The sequence below is a fragment of the Streptomyces sp. NPDC048278 genome, assembly GCF_040652195.1.
Lineage (GTDB): Bacteria > Actinomycetota > Actinomycetes > Streptomycetales > Streptomycetaceae > Streptomyces.
This window is the reverse complement of record NZ_JBEZLP010000008.1, coordinates 150,194-168,918: the sequence shown is the minus strand read 5'-3', so window position 1 is coordinate 168,918 and position 18,725 is coordinate 150,194. Positions and strand designations below refer to the sequence as shown.

Below are 18,725 nucleotides of genomic sequence, written 5' to 3'. Positions count from 1 at the left end.
GTCCCCGCGCCCCTGGGTGGGCTGCCCCTCCCGCCGCTCAGCGTTCAGCGCCGTCACCCTTTACCCGCCGCAGCGGCGCTCCACCACGACGGCGGATTTCGGCGGCGCCGGAGTCGCGCAGTTCCCCGCGCCCCCTGGGTTGGGGGACGCGTCCTGGGGTGGAAAGGGTGGTCAGGCTGCTGTCGGTCTGTGGAGGAGGGATCTGATGGGTCTCCAGAGTTGTGGGGGGGTGACACCGTTGTCAGGGGTGGTTCGCCATATGAGGCCGTCGGGGTGGTGGAGGACGGCGGTGATCTCGTCGGGGGTGGGTGGGGCGGCGTTGCCCCGCAGGTAGACGGCTCGCATGCCCAGGTTGCGGAGCCTCGTCAGGGCTCGGGCGCGGTTCTGGGCGTGGACGAGTACGCGGACGGCGGACGGGCCGTCCGTGGTGGCGGGGCTGGGCAGGTTGAGCGCCACCACCACCCTGCCGTTCGGCAGCTTGCAGAACCCTCCTGCGGCCATGCGGTCACACCCCCGTGTGCGTCGGTGTCAATAAGAAAGCCACAGGACGCACCTAAGCACGAGCGGCGGCGACCCGCCAAGGGGTCGCCGCCGATACGTGTCTGACCTGCGGAAATGTGGATTACTTCACCGCGGGGCCGACCTGGAGGGAGATCGTCGAGCCGTCCCGGGCCTCCGTCACGATGTTGATCTTCGTGTTGGTGTCAGTGATCTTGACGCCGGCGGCCGGGTTCGAGGCGTCGTAGTAGTCGCTCTTGTGGTCGTTGAAGACCGACACCCCGGAGGACTGCCTGATCTTCGCCGCGACGTCCGCCTTGTGGAGGGTCATGCCGTCGCTCGCGTAGAGGCTGAACGGCGAGTCGTAGGCCTGGATGCGGTTGCGCATCAGCGTGCCGTCGGACCACTTCAGCGCCGTCGGGTGCGAGTCGATCGGGAGGATCAGACCGGTGCCCGGGTGACCGCCGTCGCCCGTGTGCGTGTTGTTGTCCGCCTGGGAGGTGTCCCACTTCCAGATCAACAGGCCGTTCTGGTACGCGTAGTGCTCCACCCAGTCCGGACGGGTCGTCGAGAAGCCGAAGTTGTACGGGCCGGTCTTGAGGGTCTTGTCGTACGACACGTACTGGCGGTTCTCCGCGATGTAGTACTGCGCGTAGTCCTTGGTGAAGGACGCGCCGATGCGGGAGAAGCCGGACGCGGTCCAAGCCGCGTCCGCGGACTCGGCGTTGTCGGAGAAGACGGTCGAGCCGTCCGCGGTCAGCGTGATCTCGTCGGCCGCGAAGCCCTTCAGCGCCACACCGCCGTCGGTCTGGTAGCGGAACCGGAGCTGGATCTTCTGGCCGGCGTAGGCGTCCAGCGGGTACGCCAGCTTGGCGTACGCGTCGATCGAACCGGTGAGCGCCGGCTTGTCGCTGCCGTCGCGCGGGAGGGCCGCCCCGTTCACCGTGCCGTCCAGCGGGGTCCAGTTGGCGCCGCCGTCGGTGGAGACCTCGGTGTAGAGGTAGTCGTAGCCCGACTCGATGTCGTACCAGCCGTCGAGCGACAGCGTGGCCGACGACTTGCCGGTCAGGTCGACGTCACGGGTCAGCGTGTTCTTGAGGTTGTCGCCGCTGCCGCTCCACCACTGGGTCGAGCCCTCGGCCGGGGTGACGACCGTGGTCGTGACCGCCTTGTCGGGGAGCGTGACCACGAGGGCCTGCTTGTTCTTCGTGTTGTACTCGGCGACGCCCAGCTTGTGGCTGGACTTCGTGCCGGCCTTGGCCACGTCGTAGTTGAGCCAGCCGAGCTGGAGCTTGTCCCAGGCGTTCATGTCACCGGGCAGGTCGCCGATGGCCTCCTTGCCGGTGCCCAGCCAGGAACCGGAGGACATCAGGGTCCAGAAACCGGTGGAGTTCTCGCCGCCGTCGGTGTCGTACTCGTCCGGCAGGCCGAGGTCGTGGCCGTACTCGTGGGCGTAGACGCCGAGTCCGCCGTTCTCCGGCTGCATGGTGTAGTCGCCGACCCAGATGCCGGTGTCGCCGACCTGGGTGCCGCCGAGCTTGTTGTCGGCCGGGCCGGTGGAGCCGGCGTCGGTGCCGAAGGCGTACCAGCGGTGCGCCCAGATCGCGTCGGTGCCCTGGGCACCGCCGCCCGCGGACTCGTCCTCGCCGGCGTGCACGATCTGGAAGTGGTCGATGTAGCCGTCGGGCTCGTTGAAGTTGCCGTCGCCGTCGTAGTCGTAACGGTCCCACTGGTCGTACTGGGCGAGGTCCGTCTTGATGTCGGCGGCGGACACGCCGGCCGCCTCCTGGTCGGCGACCCAGGCGTTCACGCCGTCCTTCACCAGGTTCCAGACGCTGGAGCAGGTGGTGGAGCCGCAGGCGTTGTTGCCGTAACGGGCCTCGTTGTAGGGGACCTTGACCCAGTCGGTGACCTCGCCGTCGACCGAGTAGCGGCCCGAGGACTGCTTCTCGTAGTACTTCTTCAGCGACTCGGTGCTCTTGCCGGTGCCGAAGTAGAGGTCCTGGAAGTGCTGCTGGTTGTAGTCCGCCTGCCAGGCCGTGGAGTTGTCCTTGGTGCGGTCCGGCGCGGCTATCTGGTTGTGCAGCGGGCCGGTCGTGCCGCCGTACCGCGGGTCCGTCTGGTCGCCGAACTCCACCAGGATCGTGAAGATCCGGTCCGTCTTCTCGCGGCCGAGTTCGACGTACTTGCTGTCGCCCTTCTTGCCCTTGAGCTGGACGACCTTGGAACCGTCGCGCTCCTTGACCTGGGCCTTGCCGGATATGACCTGGTCGAGGGCCTCCTGGCGCTGGGCCTCCTGGGTCTTGCTCAGGGGGCCGTCGAGGTCGTGCTCCTCCTGCTTCGTCGACGGGTCGTGCCGGTCGACGGTGCCGGCGGTCGCCGCCGAGGTCGTGGGCACCGCAACCGCGAAGGTGGCGAAGCCTACGGAGGCGGTCGCGAGCGTCACTCCGACGGCGAGCGCTCTGAACGTCCAGGGTCTGCTGGTCACTTGAGTTCCTCCCCCGCGCCGCGCGCACGGCAAGGAGGACCGGGTGATGGTTGGGGGTCCGTGCGCGCACGTTCAACGCGTCGATTCAAGTGACGATATTTGACTACTGGTTTACGAGAAAAGACAGACCTTGACTCAGACCGTTCAACTGCACTATGCGGAGCGGAAGTTCGCTTTACGGACGCCGGGGCACCGGGGTACCCCGGAACGACCTCGCCCAACCGGCGCGCATATGCCTCCGGTTGCCGTATGCCATGCGACCGTGCGCCCCCTGTGCACCGGTACCGTGGGTTAGGTCACGCTTACCGGACGTTCCTCTCGGGCATGCACGCGAATAGAGTCGAACGGTGGAACGCCCGGAAGCCGGTGGAAACCAAGGCCGGTTCCCCGTCTCACCCCCAAATCTTCCGAGGACACGATTGCCATGCCTCGTCCGACCCCGGCACAGCTCGTCTACGGTTCGGCCACCGTGATCTGCTCGACGCTCGCCATGCTGCTGCTGTCACAGACGAGTTCGGGCATCGGGATCGCGGTCATCGCGCTCGCCGCGCTCGGTCTGGGACTGCTGGTGGCCATGACGGTCCCGCTCCCCCGGCCGCGCACGGTCGCCCAGTCCCTGCCCGCCCCGATCGCACCGCCCGAGGTGCGGGTGCCCCTGCACCGGGAGACCGTGGCCGCCGCCGCGGCCGAACCCGTACGGGAGCCCACCGCGCCCTGACACACGCACACCAGTGAAGTCGGCGGGTCCGTGAGACTGACGGACCCGCCGACTGCTTGTGCGCCCCCGGTACCGGCGGCCCCGCTACGAGCCCGTGCTGACCACGACCGTCTTCGCGGCCTTGTCGTGCAGCCCCTGTTTGTACGGCTTGTCGAAGAAGCTCCAGCCGCCGCAGATCACCGTCCAGATACAGGCGCAGCAGAAGGCGAACGGCACCCACAGCACCAGGGCCCGCAGCAGCGAGGTCTGGGTGGAGGGGGTGGAGCCGTCGGACAGGTTGGCGACCCGCATGCGGAGCCACTTCATGCCGAGGGTCTGCCCCGACCTGGCGATCAGCAGGGTGTCGTACGCGACGAACAGGACGGCGGCGACCAGCGACTGGGCGAGGGACCGGCCGGCCGAGATCTTGCCGCCGTCCATCTGGTACTCGCTCACCCCGAACGCCAGGGTGAGCAGGACGACCACGATGCCCACCAGGATCATGTCGATGATCCGCGCGAGGGTGCGCCTGCCGCTGTCGGCGAGGGGCGGCATCCCGGCGAGCGGATCCGCCGGGTAGCCGCCGGTACCGCCACCGCCTCCGTAGGGGCCGCCGCCACCGCCTCCGTAGGGGCCGCCGCCGCCCGCGCCGTAGGGGCCGCCGCCGTAGGAGGGCGGCGGGGGCTGCGAGCCGCCGTACGGGGTGTCGTACGGCGAGCCCGAGCCAGGCCCCTGGCTCCCTCCCGCGCCCTCGCTCGGGCCCGGCGGAGGCTGCTTCCTGAACGGGTCGTCCTCCGGCGGCTCTCCCGAGCCCGGGGGCGGGGGCGGTTCGGTGCTCATGGCCCGAGTGCACCGCGAGGCGGCCTGGCCCGCATCCGGCGAGCGGCCGTACGGGGTACGACCGCTGCGAACGGGCCGGACGGCAGCGCCCCGAAAGAGGCACGGGGAGGAACTGCGCGACCGGCGAAGTGCTCAGCCGGCGACGAAGGTGTGCGCCGCCTTGTCGTGCCAGCACTGGTGCCAGGGGCGGTCGAACAGGCACCAGGCGACGCCGACGATCCCGATGCCGAGCAGCCCGGGCACGGTGTACACCAGCCAGCGGCGCAGGGCGGCACCGAAGGCGGGGGGCTCGTGGCCCTCGATGTCCCGTACCTCCAGGCCGAACAGCTTCTTGCCGAGGGTGCGGCCCCATCGGGCGGTCGGCAGCACCTCGTAGAGGACGCCGGCGACGAGCAGGACCGCGAGCACGATGCCGAGGTACAGGCCGGTCGTGCCGTCCAGCAGCCAGACGGTCTCGGTACGCCCGGAGAGCTTGGCCACGTCGATCTTGTCCTGCACGTGGTCGGCGGCCTTGGCCCCGAACGGCACGGCGGCAACCGCGGTCACCGTGCCGACGACCAGGCTGTCGACGAGCCGGGCGGCGAACCGCTTGCCGAGCCCGGCCGGCCGGGCCGCCGCCTGCCGCCGGGCGGCGGCCTGGAAGACGTCCTCCACCGGCGGCTTCCACGGGGCGACCTGCGGGTCACCGGCGAGCTGGTGCACCTGCTGGGCCCAGGAGGACTGCCCGCCGCCGGCGCCGGCGGCCATCGGGGTGGCGGAGGCCGCCGGGGACCGGGGCGCGGCGGACTGCTGCGGGGGCACGGCCGGGGCGGCGGGCTGGGGAGCCGCGGCGGGTGCCGGGGGCTGGGCAGAAGGTTGCTGGGCCGCGGGTGCCTGGGCCGCGGCGGCGCGGGCGGCTGCCGCCTTTCCGGCGCCGAAGCCGGGGCGCGCGGAACCGGCGGTGCCGGGAGCGCTGACCGGACCCTGCGTACCGGGACCGGCCGCGCCACCGGGGTTCGGCGTGCCCTCGCCGCGGACCGGCCGGAAGGTCAGCGTGCCGTCGTCCATGGGCGGCGGGGTCCCCGCCGGGCCGACCGTCGGCCTGCGGAAGATGAACGTGCCCCCGGAGTCGAGGTCCCCCTGGCCCCCCTGGTCCGTCCCGTCCGTCTGGTCCGCCGGCGGGATCGACGCCGTGCCGTCCGTGCGGGCCGGGGAGCCCGCCGCCCGGGGGTCGTTGCCCCAGGCGCTCCCCTCCGCCGTCCAGCCGGACGCGCCGCCCGGCTGCGGGTCCTCGTCGAAGAAGTGCGGGCCGGTCTCCTCGACCGCCGCCGGGGCCGCGGGCCCGGCGGGGTGCGACCCCGGCGGCGGGACGAGCGGTTCGCCGTCGGACGGGGCCGGGCGGCTGGTGCCCGGCACCCACGCGGCGCCGTTCCAGTAACGGACGTAGCCGGGGATGGACGGGTCCGGGTAGTAGCCCTCGCGGGGCCGTTCGTCACCGGGTGCCGGGGTTGGGGCGGTCATGTCCGTCATCCCGTATCTGCTCGGGGGTCGTGTGGGAGGCTCCACATCTATCAGACCCGGATGCCCGGCACCGCCAGTCCCGCAGGACCCGCCCCTTTCCGGGCAGCCCTGTGCACGCCCTTCACCGCACCGGTCACCGCACCGGTCACCGCACCGGAAAAAAATTTCCCGGAACCCGCGTAATGCTCGCGGCCCCAGCCCCTCTCCACTCGTACGGGCCCACCCGCAGGCGCCCGTACGACTGACCGAGAGAGGAAACGCACGTCATGCATCACACCGTGGTGGAACGTGAACTGGAGCTGCGGCTCATCCTGTCCCCCGAGCGGAGCATCCCGGTCCCGGCCCGGCTGACCTACCGCTCCGACGACCCGTACGCCGTGCACGTCAGCTTCCACATCAACTCCGAGCAGCCCGTCAACTGGACCTTCGCCCGCGACCTGCTCGTGGAGGGGGTGTTCCGGCCGTGCGGGCAGGGGGACGTACGGGTGTGGCCGACGAAGGCGGAGGGCCGCAGCGTCGTGCTGATGGCGCTGAGTTCGCCCGACGGCGACGCCCTGCTCGAAGCCCCGGTCCCCCAGGTGTCCGCCTGGCTGGAGCGGACGCTGCGGGTGGTGCCCCCGGGGAGTGAGGGCGGGCAGCTCGGGATCGACGACGCGCTCGACCAGCTGCTCGCCCAGTGAGGCCGCCGGCGGATGGGATCAGAACAGCTTGCCGGGATTGAGGATGCCCAGCGGGTCGAAGACCTGTTTCACGGCCCGCTGCATCTCCACTCCCACCGGCCCGATCTCCCGGGCCAGCCACTCCTTCTTCAGGACGCCGACGCCGTGTTCGCCGGTGATGGTGCCGCCGAGTTCCAGGCCGAGGCCCATGATCTCGTCGAAGGACTCGCGGGCGCGGCGGCATTCGTCGGGGTCCTGGGCGTCGAAGCAGACCGTGGGGTGGGTGTTGCCGTCTCCGGCGTGCGCGACGACCCCGATGGTCAGCCGGTGCCTGGCCGCGATGCGCTCGACGCCCTCGATCATGTCGCCGAGCCGGGAGCGGGGCACGCACACGTCGTCGATCATGGTGGTGCCCTTGACGGCCTCCAGGGCGACGAGCGAGGACCGGCGGGCCTGGAGCAGGAGTTCGGACTCGGCGGCGTCGTCGGCCGGGACCACCTGGGTGGCGCCCGCGTCCTCGCAGAGCTTGCCGACGGCGGCGAGGTCGGCGGCCGGGTCCGGGGTGTCGAAGGCGGCGAGCAGCAGCGCCTCGGTGGACTCCGGCAGGCCCATGCGGGTGAGTTCGTTGACCGCCTTCACGGTCGTACGGTCCATCAGTTCGAGCAGGGACGGCACATGGCCGCCCTCCATGATCCGGCACACCGCCTCGCAGGCGGCGGCCACGGAGCCGAACTCGGCGGCCAGCACCAGCTGCTGCGGCGGCTTGGGCTTCAGCGCGAGCACGGCCCGCACCACGACGCCGAGCGAGCCCTCGGAGCCGACGAAGAGGCGGGTGAGGTCGTACCCCGCGACCCCCTTCGCGGTACGGCGGCCGGTGGACAGCAGGCGGCCGTCGGCGAGGACGACGTCCAGGCCCAGCACGTACTCGGCGGTCACCCCGTACTTCACGCAGCACAGGCCACCGGACGCGGTCCCGATGTTGCCGCCGATCGTGCACATCTCCCAGCTGGAGGGGTCCGGCGGGTAGTGGAGGCCGTGTTCCTCGACCGCGCGGGAGAAGGCGGCGTTGACGACGCCGGGCTCGACGACCGCGATACGGTCCACCGCGGAGATCTCCAGGATCCGGTCCATCCTGGTCAGGGAGAGCACGATGCAGCCGTCGGTGGCGTTGGCCGCGCCGGACAGGCCGGTGCGGGCGCCCTGCGGGACGACCGGGACGCGCAGTTCGGTGGCGACGCGCAGGACGTGCTGGACCTGCTCGACCGTGCGCGGCAGCACGACGACGGCCGGGGTGCCGGCCGGGCAGAAGCTCGCCATGTCGTTGGCGTAGGAGACGGTCACGTCGGGGTCGACGAGGACCGCGTCGGCCGGCAGACCCGCGAGGAGCCGGTCGGTGAGGTTGCTGGTGGCCTCGTCCCGAGGCGCTTCGATACGGCTCATGATCACAGCGTCGCACCCGGGGCCATCGGTGTGAACCCCACAGGTGCCGTCCTTGGGCCGCCCGGATGCGGTCGTCGTACTGACGCACAGTGAACGTCATGTGCGCGCTGGATAACCGACCGTCCCCACCCGCCACCTCGCTGCTCCCGGAACCGGCGCCGCCGCGCCGCCGCGGCCGGGTGCTGGTACGGCTGCTGACCGTCGCACTGTCGGCCGGGGTGGCGGCCGGCGGCACGCTGCTGCTGTGGCCGCACGAGCCGCACCGCGCCGCACCGGCCCCGGCCGCCGGGCCGAAGGCCCGGACGGCCGCGCGGGCGGCGGCCCTCGCGGCGGCGCAGACGGCCGTCCTGAACGGCCTGCCCGCCGCGCTGCCCGACCTCACGACGCTGATCGGCGCCCGCGAGGCGCGGGTGCGGGCGCAGCCGAAGGACGCGGCGGCCTGGGCGGTGCTCGGGACCGCGTACGTGGAGCGGGCCCGCCGGACCGCCGACACCGGCGACTATCCGCGCGCCGAACGCGCGCTCCAGACCTCCCTCAAGGCGGCCGGGAAGAACAACACCGAGGCGCTGGACGGGCTGGCGGGGCTGGCCGTGGCGCGCCGGGACTTCGCGGGCGCCCGGCGGTACGGCGAGGACGCGCTGAAGGCGGCGCCGAAGCGGTGGTCGGCGTACCCGGTGCTGATCGACGCCTACAACGGGCTCGGCGACTACAAGGCGGCCCGGTCCGCGCTGGACAAGCTGATGGCGCTGAAGGTCGGGGCCGACGTGAAGCCGGCGGTGATGGCGCGGGCCTCCGCGGTGTACCGGGACCGGGGCTGGCGCGAGGACGCGGCGGCCCAGGTGACCGACGCGGCGGCTGCCGCCCGGACGCCCGCCGAGCAGGCCGCGTACCTGTGCCAGGCCGGGCAGCTGGCCTGGGAGCGGGGCGACCGGGAGGACGCGCTGCGGCACTTCACGGCGGCCGTACGCCTGGACCCCGACCAGTCGGCCGCGCGGGCCGGGCAGGGGCGGGCGCTGGCCGCGCTGGGCCGGACGCAGGAGGCGCTGACCGCCTACCAGGGGTCGCTCGCGCACCGGCCGACTCCGCAGGTCGCCCTGGAGTTCGGCGAGTTGTACGAGTCGCTGGGGATGGGGCAGCAGGCGGAGGCGCAGTACGAGTTGATGCGGACGCAGGTGCGGCGGGAGCTGGAGTCCGGGGTCGACGACGATCTGGTGATCGGGCGGTACGAGGCGGACCACGGGGACGTCCAGGAGGCGGTGGAGCGGCTCACCGCCGAGTGGGAGCGCCAGCCCGGCATCGAGGTCGCGGACTCCCTGGGGTGGGCGCTGCACCGGGCCGGCGACGACAAGGAGGCGCTGGGCTACGCCTCGATCGCGACGGACTCCACGAAGGGCGGCGGGGTGCGCAGCGCGCTGTACGCCTTCCACCGGGGCATGATCGAACGCGAGCTCGACCTGGACGCCCCGGCCCGCCGCCACCTCCAGGACGCCCTCCGGACCAACCAGTACTTCTCCCCGCTCCAGGCCCCGGCGGCCCACGCCGCCCTCACGACCCTGGGCAGCCAGCCACCGGAGGAACCCCTCCCGGGCTGACAGGGGCGCGGGGAATTCCGGCCAGCAGGTGAAAGCTGCCCGTTGGGGCAGCAGACGTGAAGGGGCGCGGGGAACTGCGCGACCAGCCCCCACCGGCCCGCGGCTGACCACCGGCTGCCCCCGTCGGCTCACAGATTTCCGCGGCGGTCCTGTTCTCGTTCGATCGCCTCGAAGAGGGCCTTGAAGTTGCCCTTGCCGAAGCCCATCGACCCGTGGCGTTCGATGATCTCGAAGAAGACCGTCGGACGGTCCTGGACCGGCTTGGTGAAGATCTGGAGCAGGTAGCCGTCCTCGTCCCGGTCGGCGAGGATCTTCAGCTCGCGCAGGGTGCCGACCGGGACGCGGGTGTCGCCGACCCACTCGCCGAGGGTGTCGTAGTAGCTGCCCGGGGTGTCCAGGAACTCGACGCCGGCCGCGCGCATGGTCCGTACCGTCTCGACGATGTCGTTGGTGTTGAGCGCGATGTGCTGGACGCCGGCCCCGCCGTAGAACTCCAGGTACTCGTCGATCTGGGACTTCTTCTTCGCGACCGCCGGTTCGTTGATCGGGAACTTGACCTTGAGGGTGCCGTCGGCGACCACCTTCGACATCAGCGCGCTGTACTCGGTGGCGATGTCGTCGCCCACGAACTCCTTCATGTTCGTGAAGCCCATGACCTTGTTGTAGAAGCCGACCCATTCGTTCATCCGGCCGAGTTCGACGTTGCCGACGCAGTGGTCGACGGCCTGGAAGGTGCGGCGGGCGGGCGGTGCGACGATCGGGGACGCGGCGACGAACCCCGGGAGGTACGGGCCGTCGTAGCCGGTCCGCTCGACGAGGGTGTGCCGGGTCTCCCCGTACGTGGCGATCGCGGCCAGCACCACCGTGCCGTGCTCGTCCTTCAGCTCGTACGGCTCGGCCACCGGCCGCGCGCCGTGCTCGACGGCGTAGGCGTACGCGGCACGGGCGTCCGGCACCTCGATGGCGAGGTCGACGACGCCGTCGCCGTGCTCGGCCACGTGCCGGGACAGGAAGGTGCCCCACTCCGTCTCCGCCCGGACGACGGAGGTGAGGACGAACCGCGCCGAGCCGTTCTCCAGGACGTAGCTCGCGGTCTCGCGGCTGCCCGTCTCCGGACCGGAGTACGCGACCAGCCGCATGCCGAAGGCGGTGGAGTAGTAGTGGGCCGCCTGCTTGGCGTTGCCCACGGCGAAGACGACCGCGTCCATTCCCTTGACCGGGAAGGGGTCGCTCTGCCGGACGGTCGCGTCGGGCGTGTGCTGTGTGGTCTGCGTCATGTCCGAAGGGTGAACCCGGCCCACAAGGTGCGCAACAGATACCGTTTCTACTGGGCAATATGCTCGGCAGTACAGCCGTATCGGCGGACTTTCTGTACAGGGTGACCATTCGGAGGCGGGCATGGCGATCGATCATCTCGACGGGCAGATCCTGGTGCTGCTGGCCCGGGAGCCCCGCATCGGGGTCCTGGAGATGTCCCGCAGACTGGGCGTGGCCCGGGGAACCGTGCAGGCGCGCCTGGACCGGCTCCAGTCGAACGGCGTGATCCAGGGGTTCGGCCCCCAGGTCGACCCCGCGGCCCTCGGCTACCCGGTCACCGCGTTCGCCACCCTGCAGATCCGGCAGGGCCAGGGCCCCGACGTACGAGCACACCTGGCGACCGTCCCGGAGGTGCTGGAACTGCACACCACCACCGGCACCGGCGACATGCAGTGCCGCCTGGTCGCCCGCTCCAACGCCGACCTCCAGCGGGTCATCGACCGGGTCGTCGGCTTCGAAGGCATCGTCCGCGCCTCGACGGCGATCGTCATGGAGAACCCGGTTCCGCTGCGGATCATCCCCTTGGTGGAACAGGCGGCGTCGGACAGCGCCCCCTAAGCAAGAGCGCCCCGTAAGGGGCGCGGGGCTGTATCGATGTGCGGCTCCGCCGCGTGGGCGCGAGCAACCCCCACGCACCCGCACCCGCACCCGCACCCGCACCCGAAACTCAACAGCCGGGGACCTTCTCCCCCTTCTCCAACGCCACCAGATCGGACACGGCCCCCTTCAGCGAGGTCACCGGCACCAACCTCAGCCCCTTCGGCAACTCCGCCTTCGCATCGGCGCATTCACCCTTCGGCACCAGGAACACCGTCGCCCCGTCCCGCCGCGCGGCCTGCGTCTTCAGCGCGACCCCGCCCACGGCGCCCACCGCGCCGTCCGCACTGATGGTCCCCGTGCCGGCGATGTTCCGGCCCCCGGTGAGATCGCCCCCGCTGCCGTTGCCGTCCAGCTTGTCGATGATCCCGAGCGAGAACAGCAACCCCGCGCTCGGCCCGCCCACGTCCGCCAGCTTCAGGGTCACCTTGACCTTGCTCGCGCTCAGGTCGAGGTACTTCAGCGCGGCCTGGGTCGCCGCGTCCTGCGACTGCTCCATCTGCTCGGTGTTGTGCTGCTCGATCTCCTGGACGCTGTTGCCGCTCGGGTAGACCGAGTCGCGCGGCATCACGGCCCGGTCCGTCCGGAACCAGTTGCCGATCACGTCCCCGAGCGAGACCCGCGCGTCCGGCCCGGTCGCCTCGATCGTCGTCATCCGCAACTGCCCGCTGGTGGTGCGGATGGGCGCCCCGGAGACGCTGATCACCGGGGTGCCCCTGTTGGCGCCGAGCACGTTCGCCGTCATCCCGGGCTGGGCCACCGAGAACGGCAGCGGCGCGAAGACGGCCGTACCGATCAGGGCCACGACGGGAACCGCACAGACGGCGACGGCCTGGAGACGCGTGAGACGTGAGAGCACGGAGTCAATCTAACGCGACGACCTGTTCAGGCCACCGCCCCGGCACCACCCCCGGTACCGCCCCCGCACCACCCCGACCCCGCCCCGGCCCCGCCCCGGTCAGCGCGGGAGCAGCTCGCGGCGTTCGCGGGTGAACCGGCGCAGCGCGTCCGGCAGCGGCTCGATGCCGATCCCGGGACCGGTCGGCACCGGGAGGTGTCCGTCGTCCAGGACGAACGGCTCGGTGATGTCCTCCGCGAAGTACCGGCCGGACGCCGAGGTGTCGCCCGGCAGCGTGAACCCGGGCAGCGCCGCGAGCGCCAGGTTGGGCGCCCGCCCGATCCCGGTCTCCAGCATGCCCCCGCACCACACCGGCACCCCGTGGGCGCGCGCCACGTCGTGGACGCGGCGGGCCTCCAGATAGCCGCCGACCCGGGCGGGCTTGACGTTCACCACCCGGCACGCGTCCATGGCGATCGCGGCGGCCGTGTCCCGCGCGCTGTGCAGGGACTCGTCGAGACAGACCGGCGTCGCGATCCGGCGTTGCAGCCGGGCATGGCCGTGCAGGTTGTCCTCCTCCAGCGGCTCCTCGATCAGCAGCAGCCCGAACTCGTCGAGCCGCCGCAGGTGTTCCGCGTCGGCGAGGCCGTACGCCGTGTTCGCGTCGACCTGGAGCGGCAGCGCGTCCCCGAACCGCTCGCGCACCGCCCGGACCGGCTCGACGTCCCAGCCGGGCTCGATCTTCAACTTGATCCGGACGTACCCCTCGGCCAGGTACCGCTCGACGTCGTCCAGCAGCTCGCCGACCGAGTCCTTGATGCCGACCGAGACACCCGCCGGCACCCGGTCCCGCACCGATCCCAGGAACACCGACAGCGGCATCCCGTAGGTCCGCAGCTCCGCGTCGAGCACCGCCGTCTCCAGCGTGGCCTTCGCCAGCTCGTGCCCCTTGATCTTCGCGGTCGCCGGGCCGACGGCGGCGGCGGTGAGGTCCCGCAGCGCCGCCACGCGCGGCACCAGGAAGTCGCGCAGCACGATCTCCGCGCCGGCGACGAACTCCGAGCAGTACAGCGGCTCGGGGTCGGCGGCGAACTCCGACCAGCCCTCGGCGGTGTCGGTGACGACGTGGAGGAGGAAGGTGTCCTTGGCCGTCATGGTCCCGAAGGACGTACGGAAGGGCGTGACCAGCGGGATCGCGACATGCACGATCTCCACGCGCTCCAGTTTCATACCGTGTCCTCCGTCGTGCGGGCGAGCGTGTACCAGCCGTCCCGGGACATCCCCACGGCCCGGAAACCCTCGGCGAAGGCCGCCGTGAACACCTCGCGGACGGCGTACCGCCAGCGCAGCGCGAGCGCCGGGTCGGCGGCCCGCAGCCGTACGACGTCCTCCGGCACCCGGCACCACACGGCCCGGTCGCCGGGGTCGCGGCGGGCGAGGACCTCGCCGTCGGGGCCGCGGTGGCTGACCGGGGCGTCCCCCGGCACGAGGGAGGCACCGGACGGCACGGGGTCCGCCGTCAGGTCCCAGGTCACCGTCAGCCGGTCGCTCTCGTCGCCGTCGTTCACGCCGTCGGCCATCGGGCCGTAGAAGTCGACGAGGTACTCGGTGCCGGTGGCGCCCAGCTTGACCAGGTTGAAGCGGGCGTTGCGGCCGACCAGCGGGTCGAAGGTCCAGCGCATGGTGCGGGCGCCGCGCTCCAGGGCCCAGTCGCGCTGGGCCCGCTTCACCGCGTGCCCGAGGCCCCGGTCGGCGGCGGCGACGAGGGAGTAGGTGTCGCGGTCCGGGCCGAACACGGCGACGGCCGCCCCGGCCAGCCGCGTGCCGTCGTAGGCGGCGTGCACGGCGCCGCCCGCGTGGACCAGGCTGTGCAGGACCTCGGCCGGGTAGGGCGGGGCGCTGCGGGGTGTCTGCCAGACGTCGCTGAAGTAGTCGGTCACGGCCGCGAGCCCGGCCACGTCGTGGACGGTACGGATGCCGACTCCGGTCACGGTCAGGGTCATGATCCGAGTCTCCGAGCCGACCCCCCTCTCGCGTGTTGTGCGGACGGACAAGGAATGCCTATCTTCGTGAGGAGATCGGCCAAGCATCCCCTGTTTCCCGTTTCCCTGAGGACTCCCATGGACGCCTGCACCCTCGGCGACCTGCTCGACGTCGTCGGCGGTCCCTCCGTCCGGCTGCACACGGCCCCCGCCGGGCTGGCCGTGCCGGTGACCGAGACGCTGCTGTACGACGCCCACGCCCCGCTGCCCCCGCGGCCCGGGGCACTGCTGCTGGCGGTCGGGGTGCGCGCGGCGGCGGCCGGGCCGCTGGTGCGGGCGGCGGCCGAGGCGGGGCTGACCGGGGTGGTCGTGCGGGGCGCGGACGGGCCGGTCGGGGAGGCGGAGACGCACGGGATCGCGCTGCTGTCGGTCGACGAGGACGCCGCCTGGCACCACGTCCACCTGCTGCTGGCCTCGGCGATCGGCGCCCGTCCGGCGGCCCCCGGCAGCGGGCTCGGCGACCTGTTCGCGCTGGCCGACGCGATCGCGGCGGGGGTCGGCGGGGCCACCGCGATCGAGGACCCCCGGCAGCGCATCCTCGCCTACTCCACCGTCGCCGGGCAGCCCGTCGACGAGGACCGCAGGCAGGGCATCCTCGGCCTCCAGGTACCGGCCAGCGCCGAGAACACCGAGCAGTACCGGACCCTGTTCTCGGCCGAACGGCCGGTCCGGCTCCCGGCGTTGCGGGACACCGACCTGCCCCGGCTGGCGATGGCGGTACGGGCCGGCGGCGAGACGCTCGGCTCGGTCTGGGTGGTCGACGGCGGGACGCTCGCGCCGGACGCCGAGGAGACCCTCGCGCAGGGCGCCGCCACCGCCGCCCTGCTCCTGCTGCGGGCCCGCGCGGCGCAGGAACTGGCCCGGCACCAGAGCGGCGACCTGCTGCGCCGGCTCCTCGACGGCACGGCGGACGCCCCGGCCGCCGCGGCCCGCCTCGGGGTCGACGGCGAGGTACGGGTGGCCGCGTTCGCACTCGACACCGCCGCGAACGTGCCGGACGCCGAACGCACCGCGCTGCGCCTGCTGGACGTCGTACGGCTGCAGTGCGAGGCGCGTTACGGGCGGCAGGCGTGTGTGCTGGTCGACGGGGTGGTGTACGCGCTGCTGCCCGGCCCGGGGGCCCGGCACCGGCCGCTGGCCGAGGACATCGTGCGGCGGGCCGGGCTGGCGCTGCGGGTTCCGGTGCGGGCCGGGCTCGGCGAGCTGGTCGCGGACGTGAGCGGGGTGACCGGTTCCCGGGCGGACGCGGACCTGGTGCTGCGGGTGCTGGACGCGCGGTCGCCGGTGGCCACCGTGGACGAGGTGCGCCCCCGGGTCACCCTGCTCCGGCTGGCCGACGTGCTCGGCGAGCGAAGGGAGTTGACCGCGGGGGCCTGGCAGCGGGTGCTGGCGTACGACGCCGGGCACGGCACCGAGTACGCCCGCACCCTGGTCTGCTGGTTCGACGCGGGCTGCGACATGGCGGGCGCGGCCGAACTGCTCGCCGTCCACCCCAACACCTGCCGCTACCGGCTGCGCCAGCTCCGGCAGCACGTCGGGATCGACCTGGACGATCCCGACGAACGGCTGGTGCTGTGGCTGCAGTTGCGGGTGCTGGCCGGGCTCAGCGCAGCAACCACGCCCTGAGGCGCTCCTCGCAGGCCCGCAACTGCCCGACCGGCACGTACTCCCCCGCGGTGTGCGCGAGGGAGGGGTCCCCGGGGCCGTAGTTGAGCGCGGGCACGTCCAGCGCCGCGAACCGGGCGACGTCGGTCCACCCCAACTTGGGCCGGGGCACGGCCCCGAGCGCCTCGACGAACCCGGCGACCCGGTCCAGGCGGGGCAGCGCACCGGCGACCACCTCGGTGACCCGGATCTCGTACTCCGGGTACTCCGCGAACAGCCCGCGCACGTACGCCTCCGCGTCCGCCGCCGAACGACTGGGCGCAAACCGGTAGTTGACGGTGACGACGCACTCGTCGGGCACGACGTTCCCGGCGACCCCCGCCCGCACGGCGACCGCGCTCAGCCCCTCCCGGTACTCAAGACCGTCGATCACGATCCGCTCGGCGGTGTGGTCGTCGAGCCGCTGGAGCACCCGGGCGGCCCGGTGGGCGGCGTTGACGCCCTGCCAGGCGCGGGCGGTGTGCGCCCGCCGCCCGCGCACGACGACGTCGGCGCTCAGGTACCCCTGGCAGCCGGCCTCCACCCCGGCGTCCGAGGGCTCCATGAGGACGGCGAAATCGGCGTCGAGCATCCCGGGGGGCAGGTGGTTGAGCCCGTTGCGCTCCCCCGCCACCTCCTCGCACTCGTAGAGGACGAAGGTGAGGTCGACGGCCGGTTCCCGGACGGTGGCGGCCAGCCGCAGGGCGACCGCCACCCCGCCCTTCATGTCGCAGGCGCCCAGGCCGTGCACGCATGCGTCGGCGAGCCGGGAGGGCAGGTTCCCGGCGGCCGGGACCGTGTCCAGGTGACCGGCGATCAGGACCCGCCGGTCCCGGCCGAGGGCGGTACGGGCAACCACGGTGTTGCCGACCCGGTCGACCTTGAGGTGGCCGAGTCCGCGCAGCGCGTGCTCCACCGCGTCCGCGATCCGGTCCTCCGCCCCGCTCTCGGAGGGGAGGTCGACCAGGGCCCGGGTGAGGTCGACGACGTCGGCGGTGAGGTCGAGGGCGGTCATACCAGGTCCCGGTCGGCGAGCTTGGAGTGGCGGATGCCGTAGCAGCCGTAGACGACGAGGCCGACGGCCATCCACAGCCCGAAGGCGATCCAGGTGTCGGCGCCGAGGCTGAACAGCAGGTAGCCGCAGAAGCCGATGCCGAGGACGGGCACGACCGGGGAGAACGGCACCCTGAAGGAGCGGGGCGCCTCGGGGTCGCGCCGTCGCAGGATCACCACGGCCACGTTGACCAGCATGAACGCGAAGAGGGTGCCGATGCTGGTGGCGTCCGCGAGGCTGCCGAGCGGCACCAGGGCGGCGAGGACGGCGATGAAGGAGGAGACGATCACGGTGTTGGCGCGCGGCACCCCGGTGCGCGGGTGGACCTTGGCGAACAGCGGTGGCACAAGCCCGTCCCGGGACATCGCGTACAGGATCCGGATCTGCCCGTACTGCACGGTGAGGACGACGCTGGTGGTGGCGACCACGGCCCCGACGGAGAGCAGGATCGGCCACAGGTCGCCGCCGCCGACCGCCCGCACGAGCACCTCGCTGAGCGTCGCCTCGGTCCCCGCGAACTGCTTCCACGGCATCGCACCGAGCGCGGCGACCGCCACCAGGACGTACAGGGCCGTGACCAGGACGAGGGAGAGGATGATCGCCCGCGGCAGGTCGCGCTGCGGGTTGCGGGCCTCCTCCCCGGCGGTGCTCGCGGCGTCGAAGCCGATGTAGGAGAAGAAGAGCGAGGCGGCTCCCGCGCTCATCCCGGCGGCGCCGAGCGGGAAGAGCGGCTGGAAGTTGCCGGCGTGGAACGCGGTGAAGGCGACGGCGCAGAACATCACGAGCGCCGCGATCTTCACCCCGACCATGACGACGTTGGCGACGGCGCTCTCCTTGGCCCCGCGCAGCAGCACGACCATCGCGAGGACGACGATGAGCGCGGCCGGCACGTTGAGCGTGCCGCCGGCGCCGGGCGGGGCGCTGAGCGAGTCCGGCAGGGTGACGCCGAAGGCGAGGCCGAGCAGTTCGTTGACGTACTGCCCCCAGCCGACGGCGACGGCGGCCACCGACACGCCGTACTCCAGGATCAGACACCACCCGCAGACCCAGGCGACGAGTTCGCCGAGGGTGGCGTAGGCGTAGCTGTACGACGACCCCGAGCCGGGGATCATGCCGGCGAGCTCGGCGTACGACAGGGCCGAGAACAGGGCGGTGACACCGGCCAGTACGAAGGAGACGACGATCGCCGGGCCGGCCTCGGGCACGGCCTGCCCGAGCACGACGAAGATGCCGGTGCCGAGGGTTGCGCCGACGCTCAGCAGGGTGAGCTGCGTGACGCCCATGGTCCGCTTCAGCGGACTCGCGTCCGCCTCGCCGACGAGGGCGCGGACGGACTGCCGCCGGGTGAGCCGCCCTGCGGTGCCGACTTGTTGCCGGGGCCGTGTACCCACTGTCTCCACTGTGCCGTTCCCTCCGCCGTGGGCTCTTGTCTGGCCCCTGATGATGCGGAGGGAACGGGCATGGGCGACTGGGGGGATCGGTCAGAGGTTGAGGGGTGGGATTGGCGGATCGGCCAATG

The 18,725-nt window shown here is 72.4% G+C and carries 16 protein-coding genes; 5 read left to right on the top strand and 11 right to left on the bottom strand.

What is annotated here, in order from left to right:
• Positions 1-171 precede the first annotated feature (171 nt).
• Together AB0D74_RS16895 and AB0D74_RS16890 are read right to left on the bottom strand one after the other, a co-directional pair.
• Positions 172-501, bottom strand: coding sequence for a hypothetical protein (locus tag AB0D74_RS16895; protein WP_362586399.1), 330 nt, complete (start codon positions 499-501; stop codon positions 172-174).
• A 121-nt stretch (positions 502-622) separates the two neighbouring features.
• On the bottom strand, positions 623-2,986 hold the full coding sequence (locus AB0D74_RS16890; protein WP_362586396.1) for an immune inhibitor A domain-containing protein: 2,364 nt from the start codon (positions 2,984-2,986) through the stop codon (positions 623-625).
• 424 nt (positions 2,987-3,410) lie between these two features.
• Here AB0D74_RS16890 and AB0D74_RS16885 point away from each other — a divergent pair, with 424 nt between their 5' ends.
• Positions 3,411-3,704, top strand: a complete 294-nt coding sequence (locus AB0D74_RS16885; RefSeq protein WP_362586393.1) for a hypothetical protein — start codon at positions 3,411-3,413, stop codon at positions 3,702-3,704.
• An 84-nt stretch (positions 3,705-3,788) separates the two neighbouring features.
• Here AB0D74_RS16885 and AB0D74_RS16880 read toward each other — a convergent pair whose 3' ends face one another.
• Together AB0D74_RS16880 and AB0D74_RS16875 are read right to left on the bottom strand one after the other, a co-directional pair.
• Entirely contained in the window at positions 3,789-4,523 is a 735-nt protein-coding gene (locus tag AB0D74_RS16880; protein WP_362586390.1) for an RDD family protein, read from the bottom strand.
• Between the two features lie 132 nt (positions 4,524-4,655).
• On the bottom strand, positions 4,656-6,023 hold the full coding sequence (locus tag AB0D74_RS16875; protein WP_362586387.1) for an RDD family protein: 1,368 nt from the start codon (positions 6,021-6,023) through the stop codon (positions 4,656-4,658).
• Positions 6,024-6,289: 266 nt separating this feature from the next.
• Between AB0D74_RS16875 and AB0D74_RS16870 the strand changes: the two genes are divergently transcribed.
• Positions 6,290-6,703 (top strand): SsgA family sporulation/cell division regulator, encoded by a 414-nt coding sequence (locus AB0D74_RS16870; protein WP_362586384.1) that lies wholly within the window; start codon positions 6,290-6,292, stop codon positions 6,701-6,703.
• Positions 6,704-6,721: 18 nt separating this feature from the next.
• Here the strand turns inward: AB0D74_RS16870 and AB0D74_RS16865 are convergent, their stop codons facing one another.
• A complete protein-coding gene (locus AB0D74_RS16865; protein ID WP_362586381.1) occupies positions 6,722-8,128 on the bottom strand; it encodes an FAD-linked oxidase C-terminal domain-containing protein in 1,407 nt (468 codons plus the stop codon).
• 92 nt (positions 8,129-8,220) lie between these two features.
• Here AB0D74_RS16865 and AB0D74_RS16860 point away from each other — a divergent pair, with 92 nt between their 5' ends.
• The gene (locus AB0D74_RS16860; RefSeq protein ID WP_362586378.1) at positions 8,221-9,714 is read left to right on the top strand and encodes a tetratricopeptide repeat protein; all 1,494 of its coding nucleotides are present in this window, start codon (positions 8,221-8,223) and stop codon (positions 9,712-9,714) included.
• 128 nt (positions 9,715-9,842) lie between these two features.
• Here AB0D74_RS16860 and hppD read toward each other — a convergent pair whose 3' ends face one another.
• Positions 9,843-10,991, bottom strand: a complete 1,149-nt coding sequence (gene hppD, locus AB0D74_RS16855; protein ID WP_362586376.1) for a 4-hydroxyphenylpyruvate dioxygenase — start codon at positions 10,989-10,991, stop codon at positions 9,843-9,845.
• 121 nt (positions 10,992-11,112) lie between these two features.
• On the opposite strand from hppD, the gene AB0D74_RS16850 reads away from it, so the two are divergent.
• The gene (locus tag AB0D74_RS16850) at positions 11,113-11,589 is read left to right on the top strand and encodes an Lrp/AsnC family transcriptional regulator (protein ID WP_362586373.1); all 477 of its coding nucleotides are present in this window, start codon (positions 11,113-11,115) and stop codon (positions 11,587-11,589) included.
• 109 nt (positions 11,590-11,698) lie between these two features.
• Here AB0D74_RS16850 and AB0D74_RS16845 read toward each other — a convergent pair whose 3' ends face one another.
• The 3 genes from AB0D74_RS16845 to AB0D74_RS16835 form a co-directional block, all read right to left on the bottom strand.
• Positions 11,699-12,487, bottom strand: a complete 789-nt coding sequence (locus tag AB0D74_RS16845) for a S16 family serine protease (protein WP_362586370.1) — start codon at positions 12,485-12,487, stop codon at positions 11,699-11,701.
• A 99-nt stretch (positions 12,488-12,586) separates the two neighbouring features.
• Complete coding sequence (gene menC, locus AB0D74_RS16840; RefSeq protein WP_362586367.1) at positions 12,587-13,696, bottom strand: o-succinylbenzoate synthase; 1,110 nt, start codon at positions 13,694-13,696, stop codon at positions 12,587-12,589.
• Positions 13,693-14,469 (bottom strand): chorismate synthase, encoded by a 777-nt coding sequence (locus tag AB0D74_RS16835; RefSeq protein ID WP_362586364.1) that lies wholly within the window; start codon positions 14,467-14,469, stop codon positions 13,693-13,695. The genes menC and AB0D74_RS16835 overlap by 4 nt, the downstream gene beginning before the upstream one ends.
• A 117-nt stretch (positions 14,470-14,586) precedes the next feature.
• Here AB0D74_RS16835 and AB0D74_RS16830 point away from each other — a divergent pair, with 117 nt between their 5' ends.
• Positions 14,587-16,134, top strand: a complete 1,548-nt coding sequence (locus AB0D74_RS16830) for a helix-turn-helix domain-containing protein (protein ID WP_362586362.1) — start codon at positions 14,587-14,589, stop codon at positions 16,132-16,134.
• Here AB0D74_RS16830 and dapE read toward each other — a convergent pair.
• Both dapE and AB0D74_RS16820 read right to left on the bottom strand, forming a co-directional pair.
• Positions 16,112-17,167, bottom strand: a complete 1,056-nt coding sequence (gene dapE / locus AB0D74_RS16825; RefSeq protein WP_362586359.1) for a succinyl-diaminopimelate desuccinylase — start codon at positions 17,165-17,167, stop codon at positions 16,112-16,114. The genes AB0D74_RS16830 and dapE overlap by 23 nt on opposite strands.
• A complete protein-coding gene (locus AB0D74_RS16820; RefSeq protein ID WP_362586356.1) occupies positions 17,164-18,597 on the bottom strand; it encodes an amino acid permease in 1,434 nt (477 codons plus the stop codon). The genes dapE and AB0D74_RS16820 overlap by 4 nt, the downstream gene beginning before the upstream one ends.
• Positions 18,598-18,725: the final 128 nt, after the last annotated feature.